Raw genomic sequence first — 19,674 nt, forward strand, 5'->3', positions numbered from 1 at the left:
GGTCTGATTTCCGGCCCGGGATTTCTCAACCCTTGGACTTTTTTCCGCTTATTCGGCCGGTGTCGTGCGTGAAGCGCAGTTTTGAGGAGGCCTGAAAAATTTCGTCGGGCGTGTCGTGGATAACTCCTGTGGACGAGATTTCAGTTATCCACAGATTCGGAATTGATCTGGATACCAGCTGGCGCAGCGGCTAGAGTGGAACACCTGATCGAGTCCCGTGCAGCGACCATGAAAGGGGGCCGTCATGTCGATCGAAACGCCCTCCAATCCAGCGGATCCGGCGAACCCCGAGCCCATTCATGAGTCGATGTCTGAGGCGATTCCGGGGGCCGTCGACTTCTCCGAGAAGTCGACGCGTGATCTGTGGGGCGAGTTGCGTGAGTTGGCGCAGGCGGGGGAGGCGATCCACGTCAAGGCCGCCCAGGTCGCCGGTGCGTTGGTTCGGGAGCAGGCGGCCCAGGACCTGGCGCGCCAGAACGACCTGATCGCCCGCGGGCAGCTGGCGTCGCGGTACCGCAAGACGGCCGCTGACCTGCTGGCTGAGGCGATGGCCTGCGTGCAAGACACCGCCATCGCCACCCTGGGCGGACCGGTCGGGCTGTGGGCCGGGCGGATCGCCGTCGGGGTGGCCCCCGACTCCATCGCCGCGCCCGTGCGCCAGGCCGTGGACACCGGGGCGATCACGTTCGCCCAAGGCGCCGCGCTGGTCCACGACATCGACACCCCCGAGATCGACCCGCACGCCGCGCAGAACGTGTGCGACGCCGTCCTCGCATACGCGACCGCGAAAGCCACCGCCACCGGGGCACCGGTCGGGCAGGGCGTGTTCTGCGCCAAGAAACGCCGCGAAATGGTCCGCCACGTCAGCACCCCCCGGCGCCGCACCCGCGCGATCGCCGACCGCACCACCTGGGTCAGCCCCGGCGACGACGGCATCGCCACCTTCGGCCTGACCGGCGCCGACGCCCGCTGCCTGGGCGCCTACCGCCGCGTCGACGCCATCGCCCGCGCCATCCGCGCCCAGGGCGATGGACGCACCCTGACCCAACTACGCTCCGACGTCGCCCTCGACCTGCTGCTGCACGGACAACCCAGCCCGGACGCCCCCACCAGCATCGACCACCCCGGGGCCGGCGGCTGGCCCGCGGCGCTCGTCACCGTCGTCGTCTCCGCCGCCTCACTGCTCGGCCTCAACGACGAACCCGGACTCGTGGAAGGCCACCCCGTCGCCGCGGACACCGTCCGCGACGTCGCCTACGCGGCCGGGTCCACGTGGCGACGGCTCGTGGCCGAACCCCTCACCGGCTACGCCATGGCCGACGTCAGCCCCTCCTACCAGCCACCACCACGCATGGCCCGCGCCGTCCGCGACCGCGACGGGGTCTGCCGCGCCCCCGGCTGCCACATTCCCGCCGCCCGCTGCCAACTCGACCACGTCATCGAAGTCCGCGACGGCGGCACCACCCGCGCCGACACCCTCGCCGACGAATGCGAACCCCACCACACCAAGAAAACCCGCCGCCACTGGGCCGCCCGAATCACCCCCGACGGCGTCATCGAATGGCACCTACCCGACGGACGCGTCTACCCCACGTTCCCCATGGACTACCGCGAACTCGGCCTCGACCCCGACCAACCCGACGAGACCGACGAAGCCAACGAGACCAGCGAGCCCGATGAGCACGCGAGCACCGCGGATGACGAAGACAAGGCGAACGCCACGGGCCACGCGAACGCCACGGGCGACGCAGGCGGTCAAGGCGACGCGGGCGACGCGAACGGTCAAGGCGACGCCGGCGAGGCGCCGCGCGAAACCCGCCGACGGCGGACACGGGACCGCGTGCTCATCGACCGCGCCGACCTCGAAGCCCTCGACACCGACGCCCTCGCCCACCAACACGAACTCGACGACATCCGCGCCCTCCTCGCCGACGAAGAAACCGCCCACGCCCACACCCGCGCCACCCTCGAAGCCCTCCGCGCCCAACACCCGCCGTTCTGACCGAACCTCGAACCAGCGACCCCCTTGCACGTCAAAGGCTGCCCTTTCGGTCGGGGGCTCGTGCCGTAGCACGCCACCCTCGAAGCCCTCCGCGCCGAACACCCGCCCTTCTGACCGAACCTCGAACCAGCGCACCCCTTCCACGCCGAAGGCTGCCCCTTTCGGTCGGGGGCTCGTGCCGTAACACGCCACCCTCGAAGCCCTCCGCGCCGAACACCCGCCGTTCTGACCGAACCTCGAACGAGCCGACCCTGCCCACCCCTTCCACGCCGAAGGCTGCCCCTTGAGTCGAGGGCTCGTGCCGTAGCAGGAGCCCCCGACCGAAAGGGCAGCCTTCGGCCAGATGGTCCGGAGTTGGGGGCGGGGGTGGGTTAGCCGGGGTTAGCCGAGCTCCTCCAGGAGCGCCGGGAGCACCTCGTGCATGTCGCCGACCACCGCGTAGTTCGCCTTCGTCACCATCGGGGCGTCGCCGTCGGTGTTGACGGCGATGATCGTCTTGCTCGACGAGCAGCCCGCCCAGTGCTGGATCGCCCCGGAGATGCCGCACGCGATGTACACGTCCGGGCTGATCCGGGAGCCGGTCTGGCCGACCTGCTCGTGGTGCGGCCGCCAACCCAGGCTGGTCACCACGCGCGAGACGCCGACGGCCCCGCCGAGACGCGCGGCCAGGGCGTCGACGGAGTCGAACCCGTCGGGTCCGCCCGCGCCGCGACCGGCTCCGACGACGATCCGCGCGCCGGTCAGCGCCGACGTGTCGCCGCCCTCGCGGGCCTGCACCCGCGACACCGTGGCCCGCAGGTCCGAGGCCGCCAGGTCGGCCGCGAACGGCAGCACGGCCGCGCCGCCCGGCTCCGCCGCCGGGGCCGGCTCCAACGCGTGACCCGCGACCGTGATCACCGGGATCCCGCCGCTCAGCGACGTCGTCTCGATGACCGCGCCCCCGACGACCTGCCGCTCGACCTCCAGCGCGTCACCCGACTGCGACGCGACCGACACGACGTTCGCCGCCATCGGCAGACCCCGCCGCGCCGCCAGGTGCGCGAGCACCTCGTTGCCGCGCGGCGTGCCGCCGGCCACGACCGCCGCCACATCACCGACCGCGTCGACCACCGACGCCAGCGCCGCCGACCACGCCGCGCCGCTGTACGCCGTCAGCTCCTCGTTGGCCGCCTCGAAGATCGCGGCCACGCCCTGCGTGCGGCAGTCCGCGACCACGCCCTCGGGCGCCGAGCCGAGCACCAGCGCGTACACCGGGTCACCCAGCTGCCGGGCGAACGTCAGCGTCTCCTGCGAGACCAGCCCAACCTGTTCGCTGCCCTGCTCACCTTCGGTCTCGATCAGTACGACGACCGCACTCATGCCCGAACTCCCAACTCGCTCAACACCTTCGCCAGCGCGGCCGCCGCGGTCGGGCCCTCGCCCAGCACCTCGACCTGGCTCGGCGGCGGAGGCGGCACCCGCAGCGACTGCCGACCGTTGCCGCCCGGCGTCACCGCGGTCGTCACCGTCTCCAGGGGCGCCTTCTTCGCCTTGATCTTGCCGGTGATCGAGGGGTACTTCGGGGAGACCCCGCCCTCGAGCACCGTCGCAACCGCGGGCAGCGAGACATCGTAGATCTCGGTGCCCTCGGCGGTGTCGACGCTGATCGTCACGCCGGAGCCCGAGGCCTCGATGGTCTGCGCACCCGCCACGACCGGCCGGTCCAGCAGGTACGCCAGGCGGATGCCCACCTGGAAGTCGCCGGTGTCGGCCGCGTCGTTGCCGAGCAGCACGAGGTCGTACGTGGTGCCGGCGTCGGCCCGAGACCGCACGACCTCCGCGATCGCCTCGGCCACGTCGGCCGGGCCGAACGCGTCGGCGTCCGCGTCGATGCGCACCGCGTCGGTGGCCCCGACGGCCAGCGCCGAGCGCAGCTGCTCGACGCTGTCCTCGCCGCCGAGGGTCAGCACCGTGACGGTGCCACCCCCGGCGACCTGCGAGGCGATCTCGATCGCGCACTCCTCGTGCGCGCTCATCGTGTAGCCGCCGTAGCGACCGTCCACGCGGGAGCCGTCGGCGGTCAGCACCACCTCACCCGTCGCGTCAGGCACCCGCTTGACGCACACGAGCACGTTGGTCATGGCTCACTCCTTGTAGTACGTGTCGAAGACAAGATCAGAGCGCCGGCCGCTTGACGCGCTCGTTGTCCGGGTCGAACGGCGGGGTCGCGTCGTTCGTCAGCACCGTCACCGGGTACAGCTCCTCCATGTAGGAGACCGCGAGCTGGTTGCCGACGCTCGCCTGGTCCGGCGGCAGGAACGCCATGAGCAGGTGCTTACCCAGGCTCGGCACCGAGCCCGCCGCCGTCACGTACGGGTGGTGGCCGTGGCCGTCGGTCAGCTCACCGCCGTCGCGGGTGCGGATCGGCTCCCCGCCGAGCATGTACCGCTTCACCCCGGAGGCCGAGGTGTGGTCGTCGACGGTCAGCGTGCACAGCACGGCCGCCGGCTCCTGCGTCTCCTGCGCGAGCACCGCCTCCTTGCCGATGAAGTCGGCGTCCTTGTACTTCTTGCGGGTCATCCCGGTCTCGCGCAGCGTGCGCTCGGAGTCCAACTCGAACCCGTAGGCGCGGTAGCCCTTCTCGAGGCGGCCGGTGGTCGCGTAGACGCCGATGCCGGCGGGGATGAGGCCGTGCGGCTGGCCCGCCTCCAGCAGCCGGCTCCACAGCGCCGCGCCGGTCTCGATCGGCACGTACAGCTCCCAGCCGAACTCGCCGACGTAGGAGATGCGCGAGGCGAGCACCGACAGGTTGCCGACCTCGATCTCCCGGCACGTGCCGAACGGGAACGCGCCCGGCGAGACGTCGGTGTCGGTGACCGAGGAGAGGATCTCCAGCGCCTTCGGACCCCACAGGCCGATCGTCGTGAACGAGCTGGTCAGGTCGGTCAGCGAGGCGCCGTCGACGAGACGGTCCTCGAACCACTTCTTGTCGACCATGCCGTGCGCGCCGCCGGTGACCACGCGGAACCGGTCGTGCGCCAGGCGCATGACCGTGAGGTCGGAGCGGAAGCCGCCGCGCTCGTCGAGCACCGGGGTGTAGACGACGCGCCCGATCTTCACGTCCATCTGCGCGACGCAGATGCGCTGCACCGAGGCCAGCGCGCCCGGCCCGGCGATGTCGAAGATCGCGAACGCCGACAGGTCGATGATCGCCGCGGTCTCGCGCATCTGCAGGTGCTCGGCGTTGATGATCGGGCTCCACCAGCGCGAGTCCCACTCGTGCTCGCGCGGCATGAGCTGCTCGTCGGAGAACTTCTTGAGCAGGTCCTTGTTCGACTCGTACCAGTGCGGGCGCTCCCAGCCGGCCGCCTCGTAGAAGACCGCGTCGAGCTCCTTCTGCGAGTCGTACATCGGGGACAGCCGCAGCCCCCGGGAGGCGGTGTACTGCTCGCCGGGGTGCACGATGCCGTAGGTCTTGTTGAACGACTCGCCGGTGCGGGCCCGCACGTGGGCGCGGGTGCGCTGGTGCGGGTAGAAGCGGGCGATGTCGGAGTGGCCCACGTCGATCGAGGGGTTGCCGTTGGTCATCCACTCGGCGACGCACTTGGCGGTGCCCGGGCCCTCCTTGATCCAGATCGCCGCCGCCGACCACAGGCCCTTGACCTCGGGGGTCTCGCCGAGGATCGGGAAGCCGTCCGGCGTCAGGGAGAGCAAACCGTTGATCGCGTAGCGCACCTCGCCGGACTCGTCGCCGAGCAGCTCGGGCATGAGCTCGAGCGCCTGCTCGAGCTGGGTCTCGAAGTCGTCCTCGGTGAACGGCATCTCCGTCGGCGACAGGCGGGCCTGGTCGTTGGAGGGGATGTCCTCGGGGTCGTGCAGGATCGGGCGGTGCGCGTAGGAGCCGACCTCCATGTCGGAGCCGTGCTGGCGCTCGTAGCAGAACGTGTCCATGTCGCGCACGATCGGGAAGCTGATCTCGCCAGGCTGCTCGGCGAGCACCGGGTACGGTCCGGCGGAGATCATCTGGTGCACGGCGGGCGTGAGCGGGATGTGCGCGCCGGCCATGCGGGCGAGCTTCGGGCTCCACACGCCGCAGGCGATGACGACGGTCTCGGCCTCGATGCGGCCGCCGGTCGTCTCGACGGCCTTGATGTGCCCGTCGACGACCTCCATGCCGGTGACCTCGACGCCGGAGCAGACCGTGAGCACACCCTTCTCCTGGGCCCGCTCGCGCATGATCGTGCCAGCCCGCAGGGAGTCGACGACGCCGACGCTGGGCGTCCAGAAGGCGCCGACGATGACGTCCTTGTCGAGGAACGGCACCTTCTCCTGCACGAACTCAGGGCTGACCAGCTCGGACTCGATGCCCCACGCCTTCGCGCTCGACATGCGCCGGCGCAGCTCCTCCATGCGCTCCTCGGTGCGGGCGACCTCGAAGCCGCCCGACTGCGTGAAGACGCCCATCTCCTTGTACTGGCGCACCGACTCGAGCGTGATGTCGGTCATCTCCCGGCTGTGGTCGACCGGGAAGATGAAGTTGCTCGCGTGGCCGGTGGAGCCGCCCGGGTTGGGCAGCGGGCCCTTGTCGAGCTGCACGATGTCGGTCCAGCCCAGCTCGGCGAGGTGGTATGCGAGGGAGTTTCCGACGATTCCGGCGCCGATGACGACGACGCGGGCCTTCTCCGGGACGGAGGCCATGACGGTCCTTTCACAGGGGAACTGCGGGCGGGGCGGGTGCGCACTACGCAACATGTCGCATCATACGCAACGTGATACCCCAGCTTTGCCCCCAGAGGCTGCCGTGTCAACGGTCTTCCGCGGGTCGGTCCGCCGCCGAGCACCCGTGCGCGGCGCACGCGCCGGGAACGGCGACGCGCGGCGGCCCGGCTCACGCGATCGTGAGCCGGGCCGTCGAAAGCGGTGCAGGTGCAGCTGTCAGCGGTTGGGTCCGGGCAGCCGCGGGCCGTGGGGCCTGCGCCGCTCCGGCTCGCGGATGATCGGGATGCCGCCGGTGTTGACCTTCTCCTCGACGACGCCCTCGATGTGGTGCTCCAGGTGGTGCCGCACGACGGGGTGCAGCGTCGCCGCGTACGGCTCCTGCCGCAGGGCCCGCATGAGCGAAACGCACATCGCGACGAGCACGAGCAGGAACGGGCCGGCGATGAGGATCACACCGGTCTGCAACGCCTCCAACCCCGCCGCGGGATCGTCCCGGCCGGAGTAGAGCAGCACCGCCGCGACGGCGCCGGTGGCCACACCCCAGAACACCACGAGCCAACGCCTCGGCTCCGGGTCGCCGTTCTGGCTCAGCATGCCCATGACGATCGAGGCGGAGTCGGCACCGGTGACGAAGAAGATCGCCACGAGGAAGACCGCGAGCGCGATCGTGATCGTCGCCGCCGGGTAGTCGGACAGCGTGTTGAACAGCGCGCTCTCCTGACCCTCGGCCAGACGAGCCGCCATGTCGACGCCGCGGTGTAGCTGCAGGTCCATCGCGACGCCACCGAAGATCGAGAACCAGACGGCGCTGACCAGGCTGGGCACGATGATGACGAAGACCACGAACTGGCGGATCGTGCGGCCGCGCGAGATGCGGGCGATGAACATGCCGACGAACGGCGACCAGCTGATCCACCACGCCCAGTAGAAGATCGTCCACGCCGAGAGCCAGACGTCGCCACCGAGGGCGCCGACCCGGAAGCTCATCGCGGGCAGGTGCGACAGATAGCCGCCGATCGACTCGGTGAACACGCCGAGGATGAAGATCGACGGGCCGACGACGAAGAGGAACAGCGCGAGCAGGGCGGCAGCGACCGCGTTCGCGTTCGACAGCCACTTGATGCCGCGGTCGACGCCGCTGACGGCGGAGACGACGAAACACAGCGTGAGGAACGCGATGACGGCCACCGTCAGGGTGAGGTTTCCGCCGGTCTCGATGCCGAAGACGTGCGCGAGACCGCCGGTGATCTGCAGGGCGCCCAGGCCGAGCGAGGCGGCGGAGCCGAAGAGCGTGGCCAGGATCGCGATCATGTCGATGGCGCGACCGGCCGGGCCGGTGGCACGGTCTCCGAACAGCGGGCGCAGGGTGCCGCTGATGAGGTTGCCGTAGCCCTTGCGGTAGGCGAAGTAGGCGATGGTCAGGCCGACCGCGGCGTAGATCGACCACGGGTGGATCGCCCAGTGGAAGAACGTGTACTCCATCGCCAGGTGCGCGGCCTCCTCGGTGGCCGGTTGGGCCAGGCCCATCGGCGGCTCGTTGAGGTGCGACAGCGGCTCCGCCACGCCGTAGAACATGAGGCCGATGCCCATGCCGGTGGCAAACATCATGGACACCCACGAGAACGTGCTGAAGTCCGGCGTGGAGTCGTCGGGGCCGAGCTTGATGTTGCCGTAGCGCGAGGCCGCCAGGAACAGCGAGAACAGCACGAATCCGCCGCTGGCCAGCACGAACAGCCAGTTGAAGTTGCCGGTCACCCAGTTGAGAGCAGCCTCGGTCGACGCGCTGAAGGAGTCGGTGGCGAACCAGCCGTAGGCCAGCACGAGCAGCGAGAGCGCCGCTGCCACCCCGAAGACCACCTTGTCGATGGGCTGTTTGGGTTCGTCGTTCTGCGGTTCACCGGTTGGCGGTTCGACCTGTTCGGCCGGTGGAGCTTGGGCCATGGCTGGCCTCCTGAGCAGGTTGTCGGATCCGGAACGGGGCCCTACGCGAAAAGCCCGACCAATCGACAACGGCGTGCCGAAGTCGTCGATCGGGCGTTGCGCGTCGCGCAACTGTGCGCCTCGAGTTGCATCATGAAGGCGCGCTGAGAAGACACTCTGCCCGTCGATACGCATATCGGCAAGAGTTCCGTGCTGTCTCAGCAGAACCCATGCGCCCGCACGTTTTCCGACGTTCAACCCATATCCGACGGGGTCAGCCCTCCCCGACGGAGGCAGCTTCCCGCCACCCGAGCTGGGCGCTCACCTCGGTAGCGGCCTCCAGCAGCATCGCCAGCACCTCGGCCACCCGCTCATCGTCGAAGCGGAACGTCAGGCCGGACACACTCAACGAGGCGACGATCGCGCCGCTGGAGTCGCGGATCGGCCCGGCAATCGCGGTGAGGCCGACGTCGAGTTCGTCGACGGCGATCGCGTAGCCCTGTTCGGCCACCTCGTCGAGTTCGCGTTGCAGCTGCGCCGCATCGGTGACGGTGCTCGGGGTATACGGCACGAGTTCGTCGAAGATCTCGGCACGCTCGTCGGGCTCCAGTTCGCACAGCAGAACCTTGCCGTTCGAAGTGGCGTGCAGCGGGATGCGCTGCCCCACCCAGTTGTACGTCGAACGGGTGCCGCCACCGGCGACCTGGTCGACATAGAGGGCGGCGCCGGAGGAGAGCACGGCGACGTTGACCGTCTCCCCGGTGGCGTCGGCGAGCCGGCGGCATACCGGCCGGGCCGCGTCGACGAGGTCGATGCGGGCGTCGGTCGCGCCGGCCAGGCGCAGGATGCCGGCACCGAGGCGGTAGTGCCCCCGGTCGGCCACCTGCTCGACGAGGCTGCGGCGCTCGAGGGCGGCGACGAGCCGACTCGCGGTGCTCTTGTGCACGCCCAGCTCGCCGGCCAGGCGGGTCACCCCCAGCGCACCGTGTTGCGCCAGCAGCTCCAGGATCGTGACGGCCCGGTCGACGGACTGCACCGTCGACTCCCCGGCCTCAGAGGTTCCCGAGTTTCCCGGCTTCTCCGCGCCCTTCACGCCGCGTGCCTTGTTCCGCATGGCGCAACCATACGGGAGTCTTCCCGTATTGACCCCCGACAGCTACGATTTTGTTGCGTACTCCGCGGCATGTTCCGCTATTCGCACCACGACGCCGGTTTCGGCGTTCGGGCACCCAACTTGGAGGTAGGGCCGTGACCAGCCCCGTCCCCGGCGCCGCCGCGCTGGCCGCCGTGAAGTCCGCCGCACGCCAGGCACAGGGCCTGACCCACCAGAGCGGCGTCGACGAGTCGACCGACGCGAGCCGGCAGTACGTGCTCACGCTGTCGTGCCCGGACCGTCCCGGCATCGTGGCGACCGTGACGCGCATGCTCTTCGAGGGCGGCGCCAACATCGAGGAGAGCCAACAGTTCGACGACCGGCTCACCGACCACTTCTTCATGCGCATCCACTTCTCCGACACCGGTGAGGGTTCGGTCGAGGCCTGGCGCGAACGGGTCACGCCGATCGCGCAGGAGTTCGGCATGACGTGGGAGTTGTGGCGGGCCACCAACCCGTACCGCACGCTGATCATGGTCAGCAAGGCCGGGCACTGCCTCAACGACCTGCTGTTCCGGTGGTACAGCGGCGGGCTCAACATCGTCATCCCCGCGATCGTGTCGAACCACACCGACCTCGAGCCGCTCGCGCGCTCCTACGGCCTCCCGTTCCACCACATCCCCATCACCGCCGACACCAAGCCGGAGGCCGAGGCCGCCCTCATGCAGCTGGTCCGCGACAACGACATCGACCTTGTCGTGCTCGCGCGGTACATGCAGGTGCTCTCCGACGAGCTGTGCCGGGAGATGTCGGGTCGGATCATCAACATCCACCACTCGTTCCTGCCCAGTTTTAAGGGCGGGCGGCCCTACCACCAGGCCTTCGAGCGCGGAGTCAAGCTCGTCGGCGCCACCGCGCACTACGTGACCGCCGACCTCGACGAGGGCCCGATCATCGAGCAGGACGTCACCCGCGTCGACCACCGCATGGGCCCGTCCGACCTGGTGCGCGCCGGGCAGGACGTCGAGGCCGACGTGCTCTCGCGCGCCGTGAAATGGCACTGCGAGTCGCGCGTGATCCTCAACACCGACCGCACCGTCGTCTTCGACTGACGCCCTCGCCTCCCCTCACCGCTGTCTCGGCAGGGTGATCTCCGTGGGACGTACCGTGTGGAGCACATCCGCCATGACAGCGACGGCCACGGATCAGCCAGCGGTCCGAAAACTGTCAGGAAGTCCGATTAGTCTCACTTGCTGCCTCGCAACCGAAGCCCGCACGGCGATCGCCCGTCGCGGTCGCAATCGAGTCGCCGCGGGGTATCGGTGGGCAATCGGCAGATCGGGCGCCGGGCGTTGCTGGGCACCGCCGGGCTCGGCGCGCTCGCGGGCGGCGCCTGGTGGCTCGGGCCAGAGCGTCTGGAGTCGGGGCGCGACGCGGTGCTCGAGGGTGCGCGGGAGGCGTTTCAGGACGTCCGCGACTCGCTGCCCGACGCGCCCGACGCGGCTGCCCCTGCCGGCCCACGGCCTGCGCCGCAGGTGGTGCGCGCGTCGCAACTCACCCCGTACCGACAGCTCGCCGGCTCGCAACTGCGCTACGAGGTCGACAACGTGCCGGCCCGGTTTCCGATGGACGCGGCTTTCGCGAGCCAACTCGACGCGAGCCTGCGCTCGCACTGGCAGGCCCGGCGCTGGGGCGTGCCCGGGCAGCTTTCCTGCCTCGGAACCCACCGGCAGGCGCCCGCTGAGCAAGCGTCGTCCTGGCACCACGCCGGACGTGCCTTCGACCTGGCCGCCGTGCGCACCACCGCCGGCCGCGACCTCGTCAGCTGTCGCTTCGACAGGTGGGGCAACGGCCCCGACCACGCCGCTCAGGCCGGGGCCTACTGGCGGATCGCCGCCACCCTGCACCGCGACTTCGCGTACGTGCTGACATACCTGTACGACAGCGCCCACCACGACCACATCCACCTCGACAACGGCCTGTCCGGCAGCGAACGGAGCCGGTTCACCCGCTCCCGCGTGCAGGTACAGGCCGTGCAGGCCATCTGCACGTACGTGTGGGACCGGCCGGTGGAGCTCTCGGGGCGTTGGGATTCGGCGACCGCCGACGCGACCGACGAGGTGTTGGCCGGCATCGGCGCCGGCGGCCGGCTCGGGCGCATCACCCGCAGTCAGGACGCCTGGCACACCTTCCTGTCCGCCACGGCGCGGCATCCGTGACGACCGTGACGACCGTGACGACCGGCGCGAGACGCCGCCCCGGGAACGTCGAATCCATCCGGTCCACCCGAGCCCGAGTCCATCGGGTCCACCGGGTCCGCGGTTCGTCGGGAGGCCCGAAGTGTTTGACTGCCGGCATGACCGATCCCGCCGGAGGCCTGCCCGCGTCGCGGCTGCGACCCCGGCTGTGGTCGCTCCTGCTCGACTACCTGGTCATCGCCTGTTGGATCGGCGTGCTCACGGTCGTCGGCCTCGCGGTGCGCCCGATGCTGCCGCCCGCCGACTCGACGCTGCGACCGGCGGCCTTCGATCTCGTCGCGTTCGTCATGACCGTGTTGCCGGTGTGGGGCTACCTGACGATCACGGAGGCGGGCCGCCGCCAGGCCACGTTCGGCAAGCGGGCCGCCGGGTTGCGGGTGTTGCGCGCCGACGACGCCCCGGCCTCCGGGGGAGCGGTGGCGCTGCGCAACGCGGTCAAGCTGTTGCCCTGGCAGCTGGCCCACGTCGCCGTCGCCCGGTTCATGCTCGCCGTCGACCTCGGCCTCGGCACGCTGGCCTACGTCGCGAGCCTGGCCCTCGTCGTGCTCACCGTGCTCATGGCCGTGCGCGACCCCCTGCACCGGGGACTGCACGACCGGGTCGCGGGCACCCGCGTCGTCTCCTGGTAGATCGAGTCTCCTGGTAGATCGACCGTGACGCGCGGGCGCCCGCGGCCGGATCAGTCTCCGAGTTCGGTGCGGCGGCGGGCGACGAACTCCTCGAGCTCGGCGCGGATCACGTCGTCGAGCGGCGGCTGCTCGTAGGCCTCCAACTGGGCCTGGTACAGCTGCGCCGCGCGGGCGTTGGCGTCGAGGGCGCCGCCGCGCAGCCACCGGTCGTAGTTGTCGCTGCTGGACAGGAACGGCCGGTAGAAGCAGTCGCGGAAGCGCTCCATCGTGTGCATCGCCCCGAGGAAGTGCCCGCCGTGGCCGACCTCGACGTGCGCGTCGAAGGCCAGCGAGGCCTCGTCGATCTCCAGCGGGGTGAACTCGTGCTGCAGCATCTCGAGGATCTGCGCGTCGACCACGAACTTCTCGAAGGAGGCGACCAGGCCGCCGTCGAGCCAGCCGGCGGAGTGCATCACCCAGTTGACGCCGGCCAGGAACGTCGGCATGAGCGTCATCAGCGCCTCGTAGCCCGCCTGCGCGTCGGCCACCTGGGAGCTGGTCATGCCGCCGCCGGAGCGGAACGGCAGCCCGAAGTGCCGGGCGATCTGGCCGGTGCACAGCAGGCCCTGGCCCGACTCCGGCGTGCCGAACGTCGGGGAGCCGGTCTTCATGTCGATGTTGCTCAGGAACGAGCCGAAGATCACCGGGCAGCCGGGCCGGATGAGCTGCGCGAGCGCGATGCCCGAGAGCGCCTCGGTGATCTGCTGCACGAGCGCCGCGGGGATCGTCACCGGCGACATCGCGCCCATGAGCAGGAACGGTGTGAGCACGACCGGCTGCGCGGCGGCGCTGTACTCGAACAGCGCGTCGAGCATGCGGTCGTCCCAGCGCAGGGGCGAGTTGCAGTTGATGAGGCTGATCGACACCGGCGTCTGCTCGATCGCCTCGCGGCCGCCGAAGAGGATCTCGCCCATCGCGATCGTGTCGGCGGCGTTCGGGCCGGAGACGACGTTGCCCATGTAGATCTTGTCGGTCAGCGTCATGAGCGCGAGGTTCATGTCGAGGTGGCGGCTGTCCAGCGGGGTGTCGTTCGGCTCGCACACCACCCCGCCCGCGGAGTCGAGCACCGAGTAGCTCTGCGCGAGGCGCAGGAAGTTGCGGTAGTCCTCGAACGTGCCGTCGCGGCGCTGGTCGCCGGCGCGCACGAACGGCGGGCCGTAGACCGCGCCGAAGGCCATCGACTGGCCGCCGATGTGCACGTTGTTCTGTGGGTTTCGGGCCTGAACGTCGAACTCCTTAGGCGCCTTGGCGACCTGTTCGAGCACGAATTCGGGGTCGAGGAAGACCGTGCTGTCCTCCACCTTCTGGCCGGCCTGGCGGAAGAGTTCGAGCGCCCGGTCGCTCATGAACTCCACGCCGACCTCACTGATGAGGCGGCGCCAGCCGGCGTCGAGCTGCGCCATCGCCTGCTCGGAGAGGATCTCGTAGCGGGGCATGCGGTTGACGAACATGAGCGGGGTGACTCCTTTGACGGGGCGGTCGTCGGACGACGTCGCAAGCGGTGCGATCCGGAGTGGCGGCCCGGCATTGACGGCCGGGGGACCCAGAATCTAGCCTCATGATGTGGAACAACGTTCCCACATCATGGGGTAAGCCTGACAGTCGTTCGACGCGTAGTCCAGACCGGGGAGGCAAGTCGATGAGCCGAAGTGTGGCACCCGAGGCGAGCAGGTCCGCCGCCTCCGGTGGCGCCCAGGCCATCGATCGGGCCGCCGACCTGGTGTATCGCGTGGTGGCCGGCGGTGGTGATCCCGTGACCTTCACACAACTGTGTGAAGAAGCAGGTTATGCGCGGTCGACGACCTCGCGACTGCTGGGGGCGCTGGAACGCAACAACCTGCTGCGGCGGGACGATTCGGGGGGCTGGCTGCCCGGCTCCCTGTTCGAGCAGTACGCCAGCGGGGCCACCCGCAACGAGCGGCTCGTGCACCTGGCGACGCCGTTCATGGAGAAGCTCGGCGGGTCGACCGGTGAGACGGTCAACCTCGCCGTTCCGGCGGGGGAGTCCGTCGTGCAGATCGCGCAGATCGACTCGACGTTCTTCCTCGGCAGCATCGACTGGGTAGGGGTGGACGTGCCGGTGCACACCTCGGCGATGGGCAAAGTGCTCCTCGCCCACGGGGCCGTCCCCGTGCCCAGCGGTCGCCTGGCCAGGCTCACCCCGGCCACGGTCACCTCGGCGACCGAGCTCCACAAGCACCTCGAGCAGATCCGAGCGGACGGCTACGCCGCGACGATCGACGAGCTCGAGGTGGGCCTCGTCGGCATCGCCGCGCCCGTACGCAGCCACGGTCGCGTCGTCGCCGCCCTCGGCCTGTCCGGCCCCACTTCCCGACTCGCAGACCTCCCCACCACCGGCGCGCACGTGGTCGCCCAGGCAGACGCCCTGTCGACCCGGCTCGGCCCGCACCGCAAGAAAGGCGCAGCATGACCCCCGAGCAGATCCTCCAGGAGATGTACGACCAGACGATGGTCGGCAACGGCCCCAAGGTCCTGGAGCTCACTCACCAGGCCCTCGACCAGGGCATGGAGCCGCAGACGCTCCTGTTCGACTCCCTCATCCCCGCGCTGGAGGAGGTCGGCGCCCGCTTCGAGCGCGGCGACTACTTCGTGCCGGAGATGCTCGTGGCCGGCAAGGCCATGGCCGGATCCATGGAGGTGCTGCGGCCCCTGCTGGCCGACACCGGCGTGGAGACCATCGGCAAGTTCGTCATGGGCACCGTGAAGGGCGACGTGCACGACATCGGCAAGAACCTCGTCAACATCATGCTCGAGGGCGCGGGCTTCGAGGTCATCGACCTCGGCGTGCAGGTGGCGCCGGAGAAGTTCCTCGCCGCCATCGAGGAGCACCAGCCCGACATCGTCGGGATGTCCGCCTTCCTCACGACGACGATGCCGATGTTCAAGGCCAACATCAACACGCTCGAGAAGGCCGGCAAGCGCGACAGCGTCATCATCATGGTCGGCGGCGCGCCCGTCACCCAGGAGTACGCCGACGCGGTCGGGGCCGACGGCTATGCCGCCGACGCCTCCGCCACCGTCAAGCGCGCCAAGGCCCTGCTCGCGCAGCGGCGCGCCAAGGTCCCCGCCTGAGCCGGCCCACCCCACCGACTCTCCACCCCGTCTCCAGACCAGGAGCCCCCATCGTGTCCCAGCCTCTTCACACCGTTCTCCGTTCGGCCTCCAAGGAGGTCGTCCTCGGATCCGACAAGCCGTTCTGCGTCATCGGTGAGCGCATCAACCCCACCGGCCGGCGCATCTTCCAGGAGCAGCTGCGCGCCGGTGACCTGTCGGCCATCGAGAAGGACGTCGCGGCGCAGGTGGCCGGCGGCGCCGACGTGCTCGACGTCAACATGGGCGTGCCGCTGACCGACGAGGCCGAGCTGCTCGTCAAGGCCATCCAGCTCGTGCAGTCGCTGACCGACCTGCCGATCTGCATCGACTCCTCGGTCGTCGAGGCCCTGGAGGCGGGACTGCAGGTCTACCAGGGTCGCGCGCTGGTCAACTCGATCACGGCCGAGGACGAGCGGATGGAGCAGATCCTGCCGCTGGTCAAGAAGTACGACGCCGCCGTGGTCGCCCTGCCGAACGACGCCGACGAGATCCCGATGGACTCGGCCAAGCGCGTCGAGCTCACCGAGAAGATCGTGCGGGTCGCCACGCAGGAGTACGGCATCGCGATCGAGGACATCGTCATCGACCCGCTGGCCATGCCCATCGGCGCCGACTCCTCGGTCGGTCGTACGGCCCTGACGACGATCCGCGAGATCCACCAGCGGTGGGGGCTGAACATGACGTGCGGGGCCTCGAACGTCTCGTTCGGCATGCCGCAGCGGCACGCGATCAACGCCGCGTGGCTGCCGATGGCGATGACCGCGGGCATGACCAGCGCGATCATGGACGCCCGGACCCCGGAGATCGTCACGTCCGTGCGCGCCGCGGACCTGCTGCTCGGCAACGACGAGTGGGGCATGAGCTGGATCTCCGCGCACCGCGCGAGGCAGGCTCAGGCCGCGACGTCGGCATGACGGACTCCCAGCAGCAGACCGATCCCGTCGATCTCGACGCGCTGCGCCGCGAGGGGCTCCTGGAGCCGGCGTCGCCGTCCTCGGCGGGCACCGGCGGCGACGGCACCGGCCGGGTCACCCTGCGCTTCGCCCCCTCGGGGCGCGACGTGCGGGTGCCGCCCGGGGTGTCGGTCTTCGACGCCGCGAGCTGGAACGGCATCGCGATCGACTCCACCTGCGGCGGCCACGGCACATGTCGCAAATGCAAGGTACAACTGACCGAGGGCACAGCCCCGATCACGCGGCACGACGTGCGCACGTTCTCCGCCTCCAAGCTGGAGGCGGGGTGGCGGCTCGCGTGTCTCGTGCGCACCACCTCCGACCTGGCGATCGACGTGCCGCCGCTGGTCACCCGGCCGAAGGCGTCGACGGTCGGGGTCGGCCGGCAGGTGATCCTGCGGCCGTCGGTGCAGAAGCGCCACCTGCAGCTGGAGGAGCCGAGCCTGGCCGACCAGCGCACCGACGTCGTGCGGATCCTCGACGCCATCGACGACCTCGAGCTGACCGCCGACCTGCACGCGATCCGGCGCGCCGCGACGGTCTTGCGGGAGGCGAACTACGACGTGACCGCCGTCGTCATCGACGAGACACTGGTCGACGTCGAGGCCGGTGACACGACGGAACGCTCGTTCGCGATCGCCTACGACCTCGGCACGACGACGGTCGTGGTCACCCTGCTCGACGTCACCACCGGAACCCCGGCCGCGGTCGCCTCGATGCTCAACGGGCAGCAGCCGTTCGGCGCGGACGTCATCACGCGCATCAGCGCGACGATGATGGACGACACGGCCGCGGGGCGGCTGCGCGAGCTGGCGCACCGCACGCTGCGCGAGCTCGCCGACGAGGTGCTCGCCGAGGCGCAGGTCGCGCCGACCGAGGTGTACGAGGTCGCGCTCGCCGGCAACGCGACGATGACCGCGCTCGCGCTCGGCATCGACCCCGAGCCGCTGGGCGTGGCGCCGTTCGTCATGTCGTCGGCCTCGCTGCCGCCGATGCCCGTCTCCGAGCTCGGGCTCGAGCTGCACCCGGGGGCCCGGGCCGTCGTGCTGCCGGCGCTCGGCGCGTACGTCGGCGGCGACATCGTCGCCGGCATGCTCGCCTCCGGCATGGACCGAGACAAGCGGGTTCGCCTGTTCATCGACGTCGGCACGAACTGCGAGATCGTGCTCTCCGACGGCGAGCGCATCCTGGCCACCGCCGCGCCCGCCGGGCCCGCTTTCGAGGGCGGCGCGATCCGGTGCGGGATGCGCGCCGCGGACGGGGCGATCGAGGTCGTCAAGCTCGACCCCGAGGCGGGTTCGGGTTCGGGCTCGGGTTCCGGCTCCGGCTCCGGCTCCGAGGAAACCGGTCAGCCGGTGAGCCTCGGGGTGATCGGCGACGTCGAGCCGCGCGGCCTGTGCGGCTCGGGCCTGGTCGACGCGGTGGCCGAGCTGTCTCGGGTCGGGCTGCTCGACGCCTCCGGACGGTTCATCACCGACGAGGAGGCGGCGACCACGCTGCCCGCCCTGGCCGACCGGCTGACGAGCATCGACAAGGAGCGCGTGTTCGTGCTGCACCGGCCGACGCCGGACGCGGACGCACAGGAAAGTGTGTACCTGTCGCAGCGGGACGTGCGCGAGCTGCAGTTCGCCAAGGCCGCGATCTCCACGGGCTGGTCGCTGCTGCTCGGCGAGCTCGAGCTGGAGCACCGCGACGTGCAGCAGGTGCTGCTCGCGGGCTCGTTCGGCAGCTACCTGTCGCCGGCCGCCGCGGTGCGGATCGGGCTCGTGCCGAAGCTGCCGGTCATGCGGATCGTGTCGGCCGGAAACGTCGCCGGGGAGGGCGCCAAGATGGTGCTGCTGTCCGCGCGCGAGCGGGCCGGCGCCGAGGCGCTGCTGCAGGAGGTGAGTTATGTCGAACTCTCCGACCGCGCGGATTTCAACGACCGCTTCGTCGAGCAACTCGCCTTCCCCACCTGACGACAACCGGCCGAAGGCTGCCCTTTCGGTCGAGGGCTCGGGCCGCAACCCTAGCCCCCGACCCATAGGGCAGCCTTCGGCCAGGGGTGGGACGGTGGCACGCGAGGCGCCGGGCCGCGAGGGACGCGTGGGACGCGTGGCGCTCGTGGCGTGTGGCGCGTTGGCGCAGCCGGCGGCCGACATCGCCCGAGCGCGGGGGTGGGCGCTCGACGTGCACCCGCTGCCGCCGCTGCTGCACAACGCGCCGCGGCGCATCGCCGCCGAGGTCGAACGGCTCGTCGACGAACTGGCTGCCCGCTACGACCGGATCGCCGTCGGGTACGCCGACTGCGGCACGTACGGCGCGCTCGACGAGGTCTGCGAGCGCCGGGGCCTGCGCCGCCTGCCCGGGCTGCACTGCTACGACCTGTTCGCCGGGGCCGACACGATGGCCGCGACCTTCGAGGCGGAGCCGGGCACGTACGTGCTCACCGACTTCCTCGTCGCCTCCTTCGACCGCACGGTCTGGCGCGAGCTGGGCCTGGACCGCTACCCCCAGCTGCACGAGGACTACTTCGGGCACTACACGCGCTGCGTCTGGCTGGCCCAAGAGCCCACCCCCGAACTGCGGGCGGGCGCGCAGCGGGCCGCCGACCGGCTCGGCCTGCCGCTGCAGGTCGTGCCGACGGGCACCGGGCGGCTGGCGACGGCCCTGGCCGACCTGGTGGCCTGAGCGTCACGATGGGGGTGTGACCGCCTCCGGGCCCGACGGGCCACACCGGCCCGACCGGCCCTACCGCCCCCGGGGCGCGCCCGCCGACCTCGCCGACACGCTGGTGTGTCGCTGGGACGCGACGCTGTCCGGGCCGATGCTCATGGTGCCCGACGGCTGCCTGGAACTCATGTGGCTGGACGGGCGCGGTCTGCTCGTCTGCGGCCCGGAGACCGTGAGCTGGCCGGCCGCCCACGCTCGCCCCATCGAGGGCTCCGGACTGCGCTTCCGGCCCGGGCGGGCGGCGCCGGTGCTGCGG

Annotated in this window: 16 protein-coding genes; 10 read left to right on the forward strand and 6 right to left on the reverse strand. The window is 70.6% G+C overall.

Annotated elements, in window-relative coordinates:
• Positions 1-307: 307 nt before the first annotated feature.
• A complete protein-coding gene (locus tag PINTE_RS13875; protein WP_068431786.1) occupies positions 308-2,002 on the forward strand; it encodes an HNH endonuclease signature motif containing protein in 1,695 nt (564 codons plus the stop codon).
• A 381-nt stretch (positions 2,003-2,383) separates the two neighbouring features.
• Here PINTE_RS13875 and PINTE_RS13880 read toward each other — a convergent pair whose 3' ends face one another.
• From PINTE_RS13880 to PINTE_RS13900, 5 genes are all read right to left on the reverse strand, one after another.
• Entirely contained in the window at positions 2,384-3,361 is a 978-nt protein-coding gene (locus tag PINTE_RS13880) for an electron transfer flavoprotein subunit alpha/FixB family protein (protein WP_068431789.1), read from the reverse strand.
• Positions 3,358-4,122 (reverse strand): electron transfer flavoprotein subunit beta/FixA family protein, encoded by a 765-nt coding sequence (locus PINTE_RS13885; protein ID WP_068431792.1) that lies wholly within the window; start codon positions 4,120-4,122, stop codon positions 3,358-3,360. Before PINTE_RS13885 ends, PINTE_RS13880 begins: the two co-directional genes overlap by 4 nt.
• Before the next feature lie 34 nt (positions 4,123-4,156).
• Positions 4,157-6,679 carry a GcvT family protein gene (locus tag PINTE_RS13890; protein ID WP_068431795.1) on the reverse strand — a complete coding sequence of 841 codons (2,523 nt, stop codon included), beginning with the start codon at positions 6,677-6,679 and terminating at the stop codon, positions 4,157-4,159.
• Between the two features lie 237 nt (positions 6,680-6,916).
• Entirely contained in the window at positions 6,917-8,641 is a 1,725-nt protein-coding gene (locus PINTE_RS13895; RefSeq protein ID WP_068431797.1) for a BCCT family transporter, read from the reverse strand.
• Positions 8,642-8,894: 253 nt separating this feature from the next.
• Positions 8,895-9,734 carry an IclR family transcriptional regulator gene (locus PINTE_RS13900; protein WP_068431800.1) on the reverse strand — a complete coding sequence of 280 codons (840 nt, stop codon included), beginning with the start codon at positions 9,732-9,734 and terminating at the stop codon, positions 8,895-8,897.
• A gap of 134 nt (positions 9,735-9,868) precedes the next feature.
• On the opposite strand from PINTE_RS13900, the gene purU reads away from it, so the two are divergent.
• From purU to PINTE_RS13915, 3 genes are all read left to right on the forward strand, one after another.
• On the forward strand, positions 9,869-10,825 hold the full coding sequence (gene purU / locus PINTE_RS13905) for a formyltetrahydrofolate deformylase (protein WP_084343602.1): 957 nt from the start codon (positions 9,869-9,871) through the stop codon (positions 10,823-10,825).
• A 210-nt stretch (positions 10,826-11,035) separates the two neighbouring features.
• Positions 11,036-11,932: an extensin family protein gene (locus PINTE_RS13910; RefSeq protein ID WP_068431803.1), complete on the forward strand. Its 897-nt coding sequence runs from the start codon at positions 11,036-11,038 to the stop codon at positions 11,930-11,932.
• 137 nt (positions 11,933-12,069) lie between these two features.
• Positions 12,070-12,600, forward strand: a complete 531-nt coding sequence (locus PINTE_RS13915; RefSeq protein WP_068431806.1) for an RDD family protein — start codon at positions 12,070-12,072, stop codon at positions 12,598-12,600.
• 50 nt (positions 12,601-12,650) lie between these two features.
• On the opposite strand, the gene PINTE_RS13920 is transcribed toward PINTE_RS13915, so the two are convergent.
• Positions 12,651-14,090, reverse strand: coding sequence for a trimethylamine methyltransferase family protein (locus PINTE_RS13920; protein WP_068431809.1), 1,440 nt, complete (start codon positions 14,088-14,090; stop codon positions 12,651-12,653).
• Between the two features lie 188 nt (positions 14,091-14,278).
• On the opposite strand from PINTE_RS13920, the gene PINTE_RS13925 reads away from it, so the two are divergent.
• From PINTE_RS13925 to PINTE_RS13950, 6 genes are all read left to right on the forward strand, one after another.
• A complete protein-coding gene (locus tag PINTE_RS13925) occupies positions 14,279-15,070 on the forward strand; it encodes an IclR family transcriptional regulator (protein WP_068431812.1) in 792 nt (263 codons plus the stop codon).
• On the forward strand, positions 15,067-15,732 hold the full coding sequence (locus PINTE_RS13930; RefSeq protein WP_068431815.1) for a cobalamin B12-binding domain-containing protein: 666 nt from the start codon (positions 15,067-15,069) through the stop codon (positions 15,730-15,732). The genes PINTE_RS13925 and PINTE_RS13930 overlap by 4 nt, the downstream gene beginning before the upstream one ends.
• A gap of 53 nt (positions 15,733-15,785) precedes the next feature.
• A complete protein-coding gene (locus tag PINTE_RS13935) occupies positions 15,786-16,667 on the forward strand; it encodes a dihydropteroate synthase (RefSeq protein WP_068431818.1) in 882 nt (293 codons plus the stop codon).
• Entirely contained in the window at positions 16,664-18,664 is a 2,001-nt protein-coding gene (locus PINTE_RS13940) for an ASKHA domain-containing protein (RefSeq protein ID WP_084343603.1), read from the forward strand. Before PINTE_RS13935 ends, PINTE_RS13940 begins: the two co-directional genes overlap by 4 nt.
• A gap of 94 nt (positions 18,665-18,758) precedes the next feature.
• Entirely contained in the window at positions 18,759-19,376 is a 618-nt protein-coding gene (locus PINTE_RS13945) for a DUF1638 domain-containing protein (protein WP_245642950.1), read from the forward strand.
• Positions 19,377-19,392: 16 nt separating this feature from the next.
• Positions 19,393-19,674 (forward strand): hypothetical protein (locus PINTE_RS13950; protein ID WP_217996595.1); only part of this gene is annotated, 282 nt, incomplete at its 3' end.

It is taken from the genome of Piscicoccus intestinalis NBRC 104926 (assembly GCF_001515525.1).
In the GTDB taxonomy this organism is placed as follows: domain Bacteria; phylum Actinomycetota; class Actinomycetes; order Actinomycetales; family Dermatophilaceae; genus Kineosphaera; species Kineosphaera intestinalis.

What these genes read in the sequence shown, in the direction of transcription:
- PINTE_RS13875 (WP_068431786.1), top strand. Translation starts at nt 308, where the DNA reads ATGTCTGAGGCGATTCCGGGGGCCGTCGACTTCTCCGAGAAGTCGACG.
- PINTE_RS13880 (WP_068431789.1), bottom strand. Translation starts at nt 3,361, where the DNA reads ATGAGTGCGGTCGTCGTACTGATCGAGACCGAAGGTGAGCAGGGCAGC.
- PINTE_RS13885 (WP_068431792.1), bottom strand. Translation starts at nt 4,122, where the DNA reads ATGACCAACGTGCTCGTGTGCGTCAAGCGGGTGCCTGACGCGACGGGT.
- PINTE_RS13890 (WP_068431795.1), bottom strand. Translation starts at nt 6,679, where the DNA reads ATGGCCTCCGTCCCGGAGAAGGCCCGCGTCGTCGTCATCGGCGCCGGA.
- PINTE_RS13895 (WP_068431797.1), bottom strand. Translation starts at nt 8,641, where the DNA reads ATGGCCCAAGCTCCACCGGCCGAACAGGTCGAACCGCCAACCGGTGAA.
- PINTE_RS13900 (WP_068431800.1), bottom strand. Translation starts at nt 9,734, where the DNA reads ATGCGGAACAAGGCACGCGGCGTGAAGGGCGCGGAGAAGCCGGGAAAC.
- PINTE_RS13915 (WP_068431806.1), top strand. Translation starts at nt 12,070, where the DNA reads ATGACCGATCCCGCCGGAGGCCTGCCCGCGTCGCGGCTGCGACCCCGG.
- PINTE_RS13920 (WP_068431809.1), bottom strand. Translation starts at nt 14,090, where the DNA reads ATGTTCGTCAACCGCATGCCCCGCTACGAGATCCTCTCCGAGCAGGCG.
- PINTE_RS13925 (WP_068431812.1), top strand. Translation starts at nt 14,279, where the DNA reads ATGAGCCGAAGTGTGGCACCCGAGGCGAGCAGGTCCGCCGCCTCCGGT.
- PINTE_RS13930 (WP_068431815.1), top strand. Translation starts at nt 15,067, where the DNA reads ATGACCCCCGAGCAGATCCTCCAGGAGATGTACGACCAGACGATGGTC.
- PINTE_RS13940 (WP_084343603.1), top strand. Translation starts at nt 16,664, where the DNA reads ATGACGGACTCCCAGCAGCAGACCGATCCCGTCGATCTCGACGCGCTG.